14 protein-coding genes are annotated in these 12,451 nt (G+C 62.5%); 10 read left to right on the top strand and 4 right to left on the bottom strand.

Features of this window, described 5'->3' with window-relative positions; all coding sequences use genetic code 11:
* The first annotated feature begins 36 nt into the window (after positions 1 to 36).
* From OHL11_RS02375 to OHL11_RS02335, 9 genes are all read left to right on the top strand, one after another.
* Positions 37 to 384: a hypothetical protein gene (locus OHL11_RS02375; RefSeq protein ID WP_263369874.1), complete on the top strand. Its 348-nt coding sequence runs from the start codon at positions 37 to 39 to the stop codon at positions 382 to 384.
* Positions 385 to 538: 154 nt separating this feature from the next.
* On the top strand, positions 539 to 1,510 hold the full coding sequence (locus OHL11_RS02370; RefSeq protein ID WP_263369873.1) for a hypothetical protein: 972 nt from the start codon (positions 539 to 541) through the stop codon (positions 1,508 to 1,510).
* 78 nt (positions 1,511 to 1,588) lie between these two features.
* The gene (locus OHL11_RS02365; RefSeq protein WP_263369872.1) at positions 1,589 to 2,191 is read left to right on the top strand and encodes a hypothetical protein; all 603 of its coding nucleotides are present in this window, start codon (positions 1,589 to 1,591) and stop codon (positions 2,189 to 2,191) included.
* Entirely contained in the window at positions 2,188 to 2,571 is a 384-nt protein-coding gene (locus OHL11_RS02360; protein WP_263369871.1) for a hypothetical protein, read from the top strand. The genes OHL11_RS02365 and OHL11_RS02360 overlap by 4 nt, the downstream gene beginning before the upstream one ends.
* 136 nt (positions 2,572 to 2,707) lie before the next feature.
* Positions 2,708 to 3,202 (top strand): hypothetical protein, encoded by a 495-nt coding sequence (locus OHL11_RS02355; RefSeq protein ID WP_263369870.1) that lies wholly within the window; start codon positions 2,708 to 2,710, stop codon positions 3,200 to 3,202.
* The gene (locus OHL11_RS02350) at positions 3,199 to 4,098 is read left to right on the top strand and encodes a hypothetical protein (protein WP_263369869.1); all 900 of its coding nucleotides are present in this window, start codon (positions 3,199 to 3,201) and stop codon (positions 4,096 to 4,098) included. The genes OHL11_RS02355 and OHL11_RS02350 overlap by 4 nt, the downstream gene beginning before the upstream one ends.
* Positions 4,099 to 4,162: 64 nt before the next feature.
* Complete coding sequence (locus tag OHL11_RS02345; protein WP_263369868.1) at positions 4,163 to 6,238, top strand: hypothetical protein; 2,076 nt, start codon at positions 4,163 to 4,165, stop codon at positions 6,236 to 6,238.
* A gap of 35 nt (positions 6,239 to 6,273) precedes the next feature.
* Positions 6,274 to 6,555: a hypothetical protein gene (locus OHL11_RS02340; RefSeq protein WP_263369867.1), complete on the top strand. Its 282-nt coding sequence runs from the start codon at positions 6,274 to 6,276 to the stop codon at positions 6,553 to 6,555.
* 6 nt (positions 6,556 to 6,561) lie between these two features.
* Complete coding sequence (locus tag OHL11_RS02335) at positions 6,562 to 6,897, top strand: hypothetical protein (RefSeq protein WP_263369866.1); 336 nt, start codon at positions 6,562 to 6,564, stop codon at positions 6,895 to 6,897.
* Positions 6,898 to 6,976: 79 nt separating this feature from the next.
* Here OHL11_RS02335 and sucB read toward each other — a convergent pair whose 3' ends face one another.
* From sucB to lpdA, 4 genes are all read right to left on the bottom strand, one after another.
* Positions 6,977 to 8,593: a 2-oxoglutarate dehydrogenase, E2 component, dihydrolipoamide succinyltransferase gene (gene sucB / locus OHL11_RS02330; protein ID WP_263369865.1), complete on the bottom strand. Its 1,617-nt coding sequence runs from the start codon at positions 8,591 to 8,593 to the stop codon at positions 6,977 to 6,979.
* Positions 8,594 to 8,712: 119 nt separating this feature from the next.
* The gene (gene lipB, locus OHL11_RS02325; protein WP_263369864.1) at positions 8,713 to 9,453 is read right to left on the bottom strand and encodes a lipoyl(octanoyl) transferase LipB; all 741 of its coding nucleotides are present in this window, start codon (positions 9,451 to 9,453) and stop codon (positions 8,713 to 8,715) included.
* Between the two features lie 6 nt (positions 9,454 to 9,459).
* The gene (locus OHL11_RS02320) at positions 9,460 to 10,092 is read right to left on the bottom strand and encodes a histidine phosphatase family protein (RefSeq protein WP_263369863.1); all 633 of its coding nucleotides are present in this window, start codon (positions 10,090 to 10,092) and stop codon (positions 9,460 to 9,462) included.
* A 289-nt stretch (positions 10,093 to 10,381) separates the two neighbouring features.
* A complete protein-coding gene (gene lpdA / locus OHL11_RS02315) occupies positions 10,382 to 11,806 on the bottom strand; it encodes a dihydrolipoyl dehydrogenase (protein ID WP_263369862.1) in 1,425 nt (474 codons plus the stop codon).
* A gap of 168 nt (positions 11,807 to 11,974) precedes the next feature.
* Between lpdA and OHL11_RS02310 the strand changes: the two genes are divergently transcribed.
* Entirely contained in the window at positions 11,975 to 12,421 is a 447-nt protein-coding gene (locus tag OHL11_RS02310) for a lysozyme (protein ID WP_263369861.1), read from the top strand.
* Positions 12,422 to 12,451: the final 30 nt, after the last annotated feature.

The following is a 12,451-nucleotide window of genomic DNA, read 5'->3' as shown; positions in this document are numbered from 1 at the left end:
AAGCAGAACGCGGAGTGCGCGGAGAGAGGTGTGGAGATGAAGGACGAGATGACGGTGGAGTTGGTGGATGCGATGGAGCGACTGATTGATTCGGTTGAGCGACTTGAGGGCTCGATGACGGAGCGTGTGGAGAAGATCACCGCGACGGTGGAGCCGAATGAGCGTGAGGCGGAGTTGCCGCGTCGCCTGGAAGAGGCGGAGGCGAAGATTGCGGAGCTGTCTGCGGCTGCGGTTGCCGAGCCTGCTGGTCGTAAGACCGTGGGTGCGATGGTCGCGAAGGGTGTTGAGGCGGGTGCATCGCTCGATGCCGCGCTGGCGAACCTGAGCGTGGAGCAGAGGTTCGCGGTGAAGGCGGAGTTGCTTCGTGCGGGGATTGTTGGCTAGCGGTTGATGAGTCAGCTGCCAGCTCTCAGTTCGACAGCTTTCAGTGGATGTTGTGGCTGAAGTTTGGTTCGAGTCTTGAGTTACGAGTGATGGGTTTTGAGTGGGTGCGGCTGAGGCTGCGCCTTTTGTTTTTGCAGAGAGAAGAGGAGAAAGAATGAACGCGAAGTTTACGGAGATCAGCGCAGCAGCGGATTACATTGGACCGGGTGCGGTGGAGGTTCCGCTGTATCAGACGGAGATCACGGACCTGGTGCGCCGTCGTGGTGTGTTTGGTCAGCGCATCAAGCAGGTGCCGGCGACAGGCCATCCGTCGCGCTACTTTGAAGAGACGGCGATTCCCTCGCCTGCAGCTTCGGCGGGCTTTGTGGACCCGCGCAACATCGTTGCGCCGGTGGTTCAACCGACGCGTGTGGAGCGCAGTGTGCCGCTGAAGGCGCTGGTCTCGCAGATCAACTACAACCTGTTTGATCTGGAGCTGGGCAAGCAGCAGTCGCAGTTTGCGTATCTGCAGGCGAAGGACCTTGCCGACACTGTCGATGGTGTTCTGCGCACACATGACATTGCGCTGTGGAATGGCACAGACACGAGTCTGAGCTCGCCGACGACGGCGCAGTACTATGGCGTGGCGTCGCAGATTGCGGCGGGTGGCAACAGCCTTGCGATCGGCGCGGGCGAGTCGATTGTCGACGGACTGAAGTCGACGGTGGCGCAGATGCTTTCGAACACGAGCTATGGTGTTCGACCGACGGCGATCTATGCGAATCCGGTGCTGCTGGATCTGCTGGATCGCGAGATGAAGTCGGAGTTCAACGTGGTGATGAACACGAAGGAAGTGGAAGGCGGCATGACGGTGAAGACGCTTTCGACACAGGCGGGCGATCTGCCGCTGATTCCGGAGTGGACGCTGCCGTACACGGGTACACCGGGTTCGGGATCGGCGGTGCTTCCTGCGTACATCGTGACCGAAGACCTGATTGAGTATCACTGGTTGGGTGATGCGAATCCGCGTGTGTTCCAGCTGGGCACGCCTGGCTCGCTGGCTTCGCAGCATGTGGTCGTGAAGTTTGGTGCGCCGGTGGTGAAGGGTGCGAGCTATGCGCATTATCAGGTGCTGGTGACGCGCTAAGGGCGAGTCGTAAGTGTGAAGTCATGAGTGAAGCGCCGCAGCGATTGCTGCGGCGCTTTGCTTTGAGGGGAGGCTTGGATGGCGTATTTGTTACCCGCGGAGTATGCGGAGTTTGGGTTGAGTGAAGAGACGGCGGATGCGTGGGTGGTCGCGGCGAGCGCGATGATCGATGCGCATTGCAAGCGGGCGTCGTTGCTGGTGACGAACTACACGGAGCGCATGCGTGTGGGCGAGCGGCAGCGTGTGGTGCTGAGCTATGGGCCGGTGAGTGCAGTGACGGCGGCGCGTGCGAAGTATGCGACGTTGACGGAAAGGCTTGAGGGCTTTGTGCCGTTTCAGGAGTTCGTCGCAGGTGCGTTCGGATTGACGGGTCAGTGGATCGATGTGGATGTGACGACGCTCGATGTCGATGCGGCGACAGGTGAGGTTGCGTTTGGTCATGCGTTGGGGCTGCGGTATAGCGATGTGGAGATCACGTATACGGCGGGGCTTGCGGTGGTGCCGGATGCGGTGAAGGTGGCTTGTGCGCAGGTGGTGAAGAATGCGCAGGCGACGCCGGGGCTGAATGTGAAGTCGACGAAGATGGACACGCTGCAGACGGAGTACTTTAGCGACTCGTTGATCGACAGCCAGGTGCAGGCGTTGCTGCGGCCGTATGTGGCGGAGAGGCTGGGCGGATGAATGCTGAGGCAAATGCGCGAGCGGCGGATGCGTTGCTGCGTGTGAATGGTGGGCAGCGAGTGTCGTTGCGTGTGCCGATGACGGCGGTGGCGGGTGATGCAGACGAGGAGCTCGGTTACGCGACGCCGGCGTTTCAGGATGTGGCGTTGGAGCCTGCGGTGTTTCGAAAAAGCGCGGAGACCACTGCGTTGATGGTGTCGGCGAATGCGGTGGCGCGGGCCGCGGGTGAGGCTGGTGCGGAGTCTGCGACGGCGATGTTTGCGACAGCGTTGGGTGTGGTTGTTGGCGATGTGCTGTATGCGGTGACGAGCTGTAAGGCGGGGCAAGCGATGGGCTCGGCGTACTGCTATGTGCTGGGTTTGCGCGAGACGAGATCGTAGCGCGAGAAGAGCTTGCGGAGATTCGTGGCCGCCCACCCGTCCGCGTGAAGCCGCGTACGGATGGGGCACCCAACGATGCTGGTGTGCGCCGATTCTCCTTGCGATGACAACGAAGACGAACGGTTGAAGGAGCGATATGCAGAACGCGAAGGACACGTTCTATGAGGTGCTGCGGGCGCGGCTGGCGAGTGTGAATCCGTTGCGCACTGCGGTGGTGCGTGGGTCGGTGAGGCCTGCGGTTGTGGTGGAGGAAAACGAGTTGAGCGAAGTGGCGTTGCCGCTGGATTGCTTTCGCTTGCGTTGGGTGGGTGTGAGCGTCGATGCGCGAGGTGCGTTGCCGCGTGTGGCGATGCGTTGTGAGATTGCGTATGCGACGGCGGGCACGAGCGAGCGGCAGGGGATGGATCGTGGGCGTGTGTTGGCCGCGATGGATGCGGAGTTGCTGCAGATGGTGAATGCGGAGCCGCGCGATGCGGTGAAGCAGAGCTATGCGGCTGCAGGTGCGACGACGTTGGGCACGAAGATCTGGTGGAGTGCGGTGACGTTCGGTGAAGTGAAGGTTGCTGATGATGTTGTGTCGCGTGTGGCCACGGTAGATGTGATGGCGTTTGAGGAAGCGGGTGAGCGATGAGTGTGGTGGATGTGATGGCTCCTCGCTATCAGCGGGTGCGTGCGTTCTTCGCGCCGAGGAATCGGAGTGGGGGTGCGACGGCGTTGTGGGATGCGGCGCAGATGGTGGGCTTCGATGTGGATGCGCCGGCGGCACCGTGGGTTGATCTGGGTTGGGTGCGTGGGTTTGCTCGCAGCTGTGAGACGAGGGTGGTTGCGGTGAAGAGTGGTGCGCCGTTGACGACCGCGATACAAGTGCGCAGTGAGGTGGATGCAGGTGTGTCGATGGCGTTTGAGAGCTGGGGCAAGTTGCAGCTTGCGTTGAGCGCGGGGACGCAGCAGTTGAACTTGCTGCGTGGCGAAGCGGTGGCGTTGTTGAGTGGATCCACGGCGACGGTGTTGCAGATGAGCGCGGTGGATGCGGCGACGTTTGCGGTGGGTGATCTTATTGTCGTGGATGTGGACTATGCGGATGCCACCGGCTATGTGGGTGCGGGTGTGGATGCGGCGTATGTGAAGACGGCGTTGACCGATGCGGAGTATGTGCGGCGTGTGTCGCTGAATGTCGCGCGGGTTGCTGCGGTGAAAGATGGAGCGGTGACGTTGGAGACGCCGCTGATTGCGGGTGCGCCAACCGATGCGATGAAGGCGAGTGCGGTGGTGGGGTTCTGCGATCGAGAGGGATCGACGTTCCTCCAGGAGTGGTCGGCGTTGTTTGTTGCCGATGGGCCGCAGGGTGAGCGTGTGAGTTGGTACTATCCGCGGCTGCAGGCGACGAGTGGTATTGCGGAGAGCGTTGCTGATGATGCGGGTGGCTATGAGGCGATGCGTTTGCGTGGGGCGTTTCGTGCGTTGCCGGTGGTGGATCCGTTGGATGGTGAGACGGCTGTTTGTTGGCGGAGTGTGGTGAGCCGTTAGCGTGAGTGCGGATGGTCCATCCAGTATGTCAGCGAGTCAGGGTTCAGTGTGTCAGGGAGTGAAGATGCGTTTGATGGTGGGTGGAGTGGATCGCACGGAGTCGGTGACGGGCGTGATTACAGTGCAGCGTGTGTTGGGCGAACGGGCACGGATGACTGCAGAGTTGCTGCTGGGGGCGATGCCTGCACGAGCGGCGCGTGTGGTCGCGACGACGGATGCGGGTGTGGAGTTGTTCTCGGGGTTGCTTGTTGCGGAGCCGGTGAAAGTGTATGCGGGGGCGGCGAGCGAAGGGCCGGTGTATCGGGTGCGTCTCACGGCGATGGGTGAGGTGCAGGCTTCGCGTGGCGTGACGCATGCGTTTGGTGATGGCGATGCAGTGGTGTCGCTGAAAGAAGTGAGCGCGGATGGGTTGCGTGAGTTGGCGAGTGATGTGGCGTTGAGCGGCCAGCATGAGCCTGCGGCGTATGTGACGGAGTGCTTTGTGGGCGATGGCACAACGACGGCGTTTGCGTTGACCGGACAGGCGTTTCAGGCGACGAAGTGTGCGTGGCTAAGCGATGCGTTTGAAGGCGCGGTGCTGGATGCGACGCGTTGGGTGGTGAGTGATCCTGGCGCGCACTTGAGCTTGAGCGGCGATGGGCTGACGCTGAAGGGTGGCACGGGGGTGGATGGTGTTACGACGCTGGCGGCGAAGAGTGCGATGGAGCTTGGTGGGAGCATTGTCGCGGAGCTGAGTGGCGTGTCGTTTGGTGCGGGCTCGGATGGAATGTTGGCGGGGTTTTATGCGGGGACGGCGGTGTTGGCGAACTGCTTTGCGGGTTGGCGTGTGAGGCCGCAGGCGGCGCAGACGGTGGTGGTGCCGCTGTTGAATGGAGCGGAGGTAGGTACGGTGTTCACGCCGGTGGCGGGGCATCTGTATACGCTGCGCGTGCGGCTAGCGTGCAACGAGATGTTGCGCGTGAAGCAGCGGTACTCGATGGTGGTCGATGGTGCTGTGGAGACGTTTGGCGATGCGAGTGCGATGGATGCGGCGATGCAGGTGGTGTTTGAGATGCGCGATGAAGGTGTGTCTTCATCGATGCCGGTGACGGTGTTGTATGACTCGGTGGCAGCAGGTGTTCCGGTGGTGGATACGCCTGCGATGGCGACGTTCGCTGCAGTGAATGCGACTTCGATGTTTGATGCGGTGCGCGGTGTGAGTGTGACGCAGAGCGGACCGATGCTGGTGGCGAGTGTGACGCCTGCGGGTGTGAGCGCGACGCGGATGATTGGCTCGGCGAACGATGGCGTGGATTGCGAGGCGAGCTATGGGTCGTCGAGTACGAATGCGTCGGTGACGTTCTTTGCGGGGCGTGTGCCGGAGGCGGGTGAGCGCGTGATGGTGAGCTATCGTCGCGTGCAGCGTGCGGTGGCTCGTGTGGCGGATGAGGCGCGCGTGGCTGCGGAGGTCGCAAGCGGCGCGGATGGCTTTGGTATGTGGCAGGGGCGTGTGACGGAGCCTGCGGCGCGTACGAGCGAAGATTGCGAGACAGCGGCGAAGGCCTGGTTGGCGAGTGCGGCGAGTCGCAGTGCGGGTGTGGTGGGTGAGTTGGCGTGTGTGAATCCGGCGAGTGATGTGATGCCGGGGGATTTCGTTTCGCTGGTGAGTGCCGGCGATGCGGTGCAGGCTCTGGTGCGCAGTGTGGATGTGGTCGATGGTGCGAGTGTGCCGGAGACGATGCGGTATGCGGTGGCGTTTGCGAATACGCTGGCCGCGGCGGTGGAGGGTGGCATGGGGATGCGGGTGGAAACAAACCTCGCGAGCGATGCTGCGCTGCCGCTGATCGCCGAAGACAGGAGTGCGTTGCCGCAGGTGCTTGCGAATCTGCAGCAGCTTGCGGTGACGAGCTTGTCGGAGACGGCGATACAGATTGATGCGGGTGTGGTGGCGCCGAGTGGTGGCGGGTTTGAAGTGCGTCGGCATGATGGTGCGTTTGGAAGCGGCGGCACTGACCTGGTATTGCAAAGTCCGGTGCGCGGGTTTGCGATTCCTCGCGTGGCGCAGAGGGAGCGTTTCTTTGTGCGGATGTATGACGCGAGTGTGCCGGTGAAGTATTCGCGATGGAGTGCGGTGGTGGCGGTGGATGCGCCGGTGAATTAGGGATCAGCTTTCAGTGGCAGCTTTCACGAGGAGTCGTGGCTGGGTTTGATTCGAGTTTTGAGTTGTGGGTTGCGGGTTGTGAGTGGGGTTGTGGGATGGGTGAGTTTGAGCAGCAGGTGTTGAGTGAGTTGAGTGTGCTGAAGGCGCAGATGCAGCAGTTGCTGGGCATAGGGCAGCCGGGAAGGCTGCAGGCGCTGGAAGGTCGCGTGGAGGAGCATGAGCGCGATGTGCAGCGATGGAAGGGTGTTGTGAGTGCGTGGGGCGGCGTGTTGACGCTCGCGCATTTGGCTGTGGCGTGGTTTGTGGAGAGGAGATAAAGAAGAATGAGCGTGAACGTAACGAAACAAGCCGTGGAGACGGTGTTGCAGACGATTGGGAATGATGTGAAGAGCTTCTATGCGAAGCTGGCGGCGGACCTACGCTGGGCCAAGCAGGCGTGGCTGCTGGTGACGAGTGCGGAGACGCGCAATGTGTTGCTGACGATTGGCGCGGATGCGATCAAGCTGGTGAAGGATGCGGGCGCGGCGTTTGAGGCGAAGGGGATTTCGCTGACGCTGGATGAAGCGGTGCTCGCGGATATTCAGAAGCTGATCGCGGATGCGAAGGCGGGTGATGCGGTGCTGGTTGCTGATTTGAAGGCGCTGGGGATTTCGCTGTAGATGGTTCTTGCAGTTTGTCAGTGAGGAAAAGCAGAACGGCGGAGCCTTGTGGGCTCCGCCGTTTTTGTGTTGAGGCCGATTAGCCGATGTCTTCGGACCAGTTCTCGAGGTAGGCCTTGAAGTCGCCCATGAACTTGCCTGCGTCGGAGCCGTCGATGATGCGGTGATCGAAGCCGAGCGTGAAGCGCTGGATGGAGCGGATCGCGATGGACTCGTTGCCTTCCTTGTCGGTGATAACGGCGGGCTCCTTGAAGAGGCCGCCGATGCCGAGGATGGCGGACTGAGGCATCGGAATGATCGGCGTGCCGAACTGCTCGCCGAAGATGCCGGCGTTGGTCAGTGTGAAGGTGCCGCCAGCGACTTCGTCCGGAGCGAGCTTCTTGTTGCGAGCGCGGTCGGCGAGGTCGACGATGGCGCGCGTGATGCCGAGGAAGTTACGCTCTTCGGTCTGCTTGATGACCGGAACGATGAGGCCCCACTCGAGCGCGACGGCGATGCCGATGTTGATGTTCTTGTTGTAGAGGATCGCGTCGCCCTGGGTGCTGGCGTTGACGATCGGATGCTTCTTGAGCGCCTGGATGGCTGCGCGGGTGATGAAGGGCATGTACGTGAGCTTGGCGCCGTTGCGCTGCTCGTACTTGTTCTTCTCCTTCTCGCGGAGCTTTACGATGCGCGTCATGTCGACCTTGAAGACGGTGTGGACGTGAGCGTTGGTCTGCTTGGACTCGACCATGCGCTTGGCGATGATGCTGCGCATCTTCGTCATGGGCACGAGCTCGCCCGGCGTGGGGGCCGAGAGCGGCGTCGCTGCCGGTGCGGCAGGCTTGGGAGCAGCCGGTGCGGCTGCTGCAGCCGGAGCTGCTGCGGGCTTGGCGCCGCCTTCGAGGTGCGAGGTGATGTCGTTCTTGGTGATGCGGCCGGAAGCGCCGGTGCCCGGAACCTGTGTGAGGTCCACGTTGTTGTCCGAGGCGATCTTGCGGACGAGCGGCGAGGAGCGCGGGGTTTCGCCAGCGGAAGCCGAAGCGGCCGGTGCGGCAGCGGCCGGTGCAGCGGTTTCCTTGGTGTGCGGCGAGGCCGACTGCGCGCCCTGCGGCGTGGCGGCCTTGGGAGCAGCGGCACCAGCAGCGCCGCCGATGACGGCCACGATGCTGTTCACGGTGACGGTCGCGCCTTCCTGCACCTTGATCTCGGTGAGGGTACCGGCGACGGGCGACGGGATTTCTGCGTCGACCTTGTCGGTGGAGATTTCGAAGATGGGCTCGTCGCGCTGGACGGTGTCGCCGACCTTCTTGAGCCACTTGGTGATGGTGCCTTCGGTGATCGACTCGCCCATCTGCGGCATGAGCACGTCAGTGCCTGCGCCTGCGGGAGCGTTCACGGCTTCATCGCGCGCGGCAGTGGCGTCAGCGGCGGGGGTGACGGTGTCTTCCTTGGGAGCGGCGGCAGCAGCGGCCGAGCCGCCTTCTTCCACGGTGCAGACGACGGTGTTGATACCGACGGTGGTGCCTTCCTGGACCTTGATCTCGCCGAGCGTACCGGCGATCGGCGACGGGATCTCTGCGTCAACCTTGTCGGTCGAAATCTCGAAGAGCGGCTCGTCGCGCTGGACAGTGTCGCCCGGCTTCTTGAGCCACTTGGTGATGGTTCCTTCGGTGATGGATTCGCCCATCTGGGGCATGACTACGTCGGTCGGCATCTAGCTTCTCCGTGGGGTGTTGCGAATAGGTGCGGTAGTGTCCGCGCAACTGTGGATTATACGGCGATGAGGTTGCGTGCGTCAGCGACAGGTGCGCGGTTAGCGAACGCGTGTGCGGTTTACGAGGCTGCAGGCGTAGCGTTGGCGTTGAGCAGTTCATCGAGCGTTTCGTAGGCCAGAATCTGGCGGTCGAAGACGCGGCCGAAGTTGCGGGCGATGCTGTTGGACGCGAGCGCGAGCGAGACCGGGGTGTCCTCGGGAGCTTCGAGCTCGACGGAGGTGACGCCTGCGTCCGCGATGCCGCAAGGGACGATCCAGTTGAAGTCGCGGAGGTCGGTGGTGACGTTCAGCGCGAAGCCGTGCGAGGTGACCGCCTGCGAGACGTGCACGCCGATGGCGGCGAGCTTCTTTTCGCGGATGCTCCCGCCGGGGACGGTCCAGACGCCGGTGCGCTTGGGCACGCGCTGCGCGGGGATGCCGAAGTCCTTGCAGGTGAAGATGAGGGCCTCTTCCATGAGGCGGACGAAGTCAACGGGGCCGAGGTGCGGGCCTTTTTTGCCGGGCAGGTCGCCGCGGAGGTCGAAGATGGGGTAGCCGACGAGCTGGCCGGGGCCGTGATAGGTGACGTCCCCGCCGCGGTTGATCTCGTGGATTTCGACGCCTCGCTGTGCGAGAGCTGCGTCGGTGGCGAGGATGTTGGCGCGCGAGGAGTTGCGGCCGAGCGTCAGGACCGGCGGATGCTCCAGTAGTAGTAGGGTATCGGCGATGCGTCCGGCCTTGCGGGCGTCGACGACCTCGCGCATGATGCGGAGGCCCTCGGTGTAAGAGATGCGGCCAAGTTGGAGAAGCTGAATCACCATCGCTCTTTACAGGATAAAGCCGGCGTGGTGTTCGACGATCCGCCAGCCTGCATTTGCGGTGAAGGTCATCTCGAGGCGGTCGGCGTTGGCGATGGTCTGCTGGCGGAAGGCGGGGACGAAGCCGAGCATGTGTTCGGCGTGTGAGGCCGCAGGAGCACGCAGGAGCGAGCGGATCGCGTTGAGGAAGAAGCCATGCGTAAAGAGGAGGACCTCGGTGTCCGGCGGAAGCTGACTGAGGCGATCAAGAGCTGCCTGGGCGCGGCCGAGGAGCTGCGAAAAACTTTCGGCGCCCGGACCGTCGCAGTAGGCGGGGTCGCATTGCTGCCAATATTGCTGCACGAAGGGTAGGCGCTCGCTCGGCTGGCTGCCGTTCCAGCGTGACGGCTCAAGGTTCGTGAACTCGTGTACCGGCCAGTACTCAACCGGGACATGGGCGAAGCGGTCGAGTGTGGGCTGCGCTGTCTGGCGTGTGCGGAAGAAAGGCGACACGATGATGAGGTCGGGGACGACGTCCCAATGCGCTGCGAGCGCGGCGGCCTGGGCGTGGCCGTACTCAGTAAGGGGGATGAGCGCGAAGTCGTCGGAGCTGAGGCCGACATTGGCCGCGCTCTGCGCGTGGCGGGTGAAGAAGACTCTCATGTGGCTTCAAGCGTACTTGAGGCGCGCGGGGAGAAGAAAGAGCAAACACCACAGCCCGCAAAAGACGTAAAACGCAGGATGGTCGTCGGAACAGGCGCTGCTGTGGTGTTTGTAGTTACTTTAGTGGGATGAAATTGGCGCCACAAGCGGTTGAATGTAAAGAAATGTCGAGATGTGCAGCAGTGGTAACAGAATTCCCGTTTTGACACGTCTCTGGTGAAACTCAAATGGAAATCGGCAGCTCCCGGAGGGTCGGGAGATGCCGATTGTTGTGACTTAAGTACTAGGTTTAGACGTTGATCGCCATGCCTTCGACTGCGGAGAAGCCGTCGAGCAGCGCCTCGTAGAGCGTGGGGTGGGCGTGGATGGTGAACATCATCTCTTCGACGGTGGCTTCGAGCTCGATGGCGGTGACGCACTCGCTGATGAGCTCGGTGGCCTGCGGACCGATGATGTGGACGCCGAGGATCTCGCCGTACTTCGCGTCGGATACTACCTTGACGAAACCGTCGTGCGCGTCGAGGATCGTGGCCTTCGAGTTGCCGACGAACGGGAACTTGCCGACCTTGACCTGGTAGCCCTTTTCCTTAGCCTGAGCTTCGGTGAGGCCGACGGAGCCGATCTGCGGGTCGCAGTAGGTGCAGCCCGGGACGCGGTCCTTGCGGACGGCACGAGCGTACTTGCCGGCAGCCTTGGAGGCGACGACGATGCCTTCCATGGCGCCGACGTGGGCGAGCTGCGGCAGGCCAGCGACGATGTCGCCGACGGCAAAGACGCCCGGCTCAGAGGTCTCCATCCACTCGTTGGTGGGGATGAAGCCGCGGTCGAGCTGGATGTTGGTCTTGTCGAGGCCGACATCGGCGGTGCGCGGTGCGCGGCCGACGGCGACGAGGACCTTCTCGGCTTCCTTGACGACGGACTTGCCGGAAGCGTCAGTGAAGGTGACCTTGGCGCCGCCCTTCACCTTTTCGATCTTTTCGACCTTGCAGCCGGTGTTCACTTCGATCTTGCGCTTCTTGAACTGGCGGGTGAGTTCCTTGGAGACGTCTTCATCTTCGACGGGTACGATGCGCGGCAGGGCTTCGATGATGGAGACCTCCGCGCCGAAGCTGTTGAAGATGGAAGCGAACTCGACGCCGACCGCGCCGGAACCGATGACGACGAGCGACTTCGGGAAGCTGGCGAGCGAGAGGATCTCGATGTTGGTGAGGATGGTGTCGTCGGCCTGGTAGCCGGGGAGCATGCGCGCGTCCGAACCGGTGGCGATGACGACCTTCTTCGAGAGCACCTGCGAGACCTTGTTGTCCGCTGCGGTCACGTCGACGGTGAGGATGCCAGCCTTGGCCGGGCCAGCAAGACGACCGTGTCCGCGGACGACGGTGATCTTGTTCTTCTTCATCAGGTAGTCGAGGCCCTTGGTGTGGGTGCTGATGACGCCGTTCTTACGGGTGAGCACGTTCTGCCAGTTGAGCTTGGGGGCGGTGACGTTGTCGATGCCGTAGCTCTCGGCGTGCTTCAGGTGGTCCCAGACCTCGGCCGAGAAGAGCATGGCCTTGGTAGGGATGCAGCCGACGTGGAGGCAGGTGCCGCCGAGCATGGGCGTCTTTTCAACGAGGGCGACCTTGAGGCCGAGTTGCGCGGCGCGGATGGCGCAGGTGTATCCGGCGGGTCCGCCGCCGATGACAGTGATGTCGTAAGTCGTGGTTTCAGCCAAGGGAGTTCGCTCCGTAAAAAGTAAGAGTCGCCAGCGAAGGGACGCCGTAAGTTTACGCCTTTCGCACAACACTTCTGAACGGTATTCGATGTCCGGATACGGTTTTCGATTCATTCGCCCGGGGGCAGCCATGTGCTGCTCCCGGGCTTTTTTGCGTGGGAGGGAAAGATGTTGCAAGAGTTTGGGTTGAGCGCCGCGGGTCTGGAGCTCATTCGCAGTTGCGAGGGGTTACGCGAGGTCGCGTATCAGGATGCCGCGGGCGTTTGGACGATTGGGTACGGGCATACGGGCGCGGACGTGAGGGCCGGGCGGCACGTAAGCGAGTTCGAGGCCGAGGCGCTGCTGCGGGCGGATGTCGCCGCGACGGTGCGCTTCGTGAACAAGGTGGTGACGGTGGCAATCGTGCAGTGTCAGTTCGATGCGCTGGTGAGTTTTTGCTACAACGTAGGGCGTGGGAGCTTCGAGCGGTCGTCGCTGCTGCTGGCGTTGAACCGAGGCGATGTACGCAGCGCGGCGCTGGGGTTCGGAGCGTGGGTGCGTGCGGGTGGCAAGGTGTTGCCAGGGCTGGTGGCGCGGCGCAAGGCCGAGGCGGCGATGTTTCGTGGGATGCCGTAGTTATACGTTTGTATAATCTGCATGGAGGAG

This window comes from Granulicella cerasi (assembly GCF_025685575.1).
In the GTDB taxonomy this organism is placed as follows: Bacteria; Acidobacteriota; Terriglobia; order Terriglobales; family Acidobacteriaceae; genus Granulicella; species Granulicella cerasi.
This window is presented reverse-complemented; position numbering and strand designations above follow the sequence as displayed.

What these genes read in the sequence shown, in the direction of transcription:
- OHL11_RS02375 (WP_263369874.1), top strand. Translation starts at nt 37, where the DNA reads ATGAAGGACGAGATGACGGTGGAGTTGGTGGATGCGATGGAGCGACTG.
- OHL11_RS02370 (WP_263369873.1), top strand. Translation starts at nt 539, where the DNA reads ATGAACGCGAAGTTTACGGAGATCAGCGCAGCAGCGGATTACATTGGA.
- OHL11_RS02365 (WP_263369872.1), top strand. Translation starts at nt 1,589, where the DNA reads ATGGCGTATTTGTTACCCGCGGAGTATGCGGAGTTTGGGTTGAGTGAA.
- OHL11_RS02360 (WP_263369871.1), top strand. Translation starts at nt 2,188, where the DNA reads ATGAATGCTGAGGCAAATGCGCGAGCGGCGGATGCGTTGCTGCGTGTG.
- OHL11_RS02355 (WP_263369870.1), top strand. Translation starts at nt 2,708, where the DNA reads ATGCAGAACGCGAAGGACACGTTCTATGAGGTGCTGCGGGCGCGGCTG.
- OHL11_RS02350 (WP_263369869.1), top strand. Translation starts at nt 3,199, where the DNA reads ATGAGTGTGGTGGATGTGATGGCTCCTCGCTATCAGCGGGTGCGTGCG.
- OHL11_RS02345 (WP_263369868.1), top strand. Translation starts at nt 4,163, where the DNA reads ATGCGTTTGATGGTGGGTGGAGTGGATCGCACGGAGTCGGTGACGGGC.
- OHL11_RS02335 (WP_263369866.1), top strand. Translation starts at nt 6,562, where the DNA reads ATGAGCGTGAACGTAACGAAACAAGCCGTGGAGACGGTGTTGCAGACG.
- sucB (WP_263369865.1), bottom strand. Translation starts at nt 8,593, where the DNA reads ATGCCGACCGACGTAGTCATGCCCCAGATGGGCGAATCCATCACCGAA.
- lipB (WP_263369864.1), bottom strand. Translation starts at nt 9,453, where the DNA reads ATGGTGATTCAGCTTCTCCAACTTGGCCGCATCTCTTACACCGAGGGC.
- OHL11_RS02320 (WP_263369863.1), bottom strand. Translation starts at nt 10,092, where the DNA reads ATGAGAGTCTTCTTCACCCGCCACGCGCAGAGCGCGGCCAATGTCGGC.
- OHL11_RS02310 (WP_263369861.1), top strand. Translation starts at nt 11,975, where the DNA reads ATGTTGCAAGAGTTTGGGTTGAGCGCCGCGGGTCTGGAGCTCATTCGC.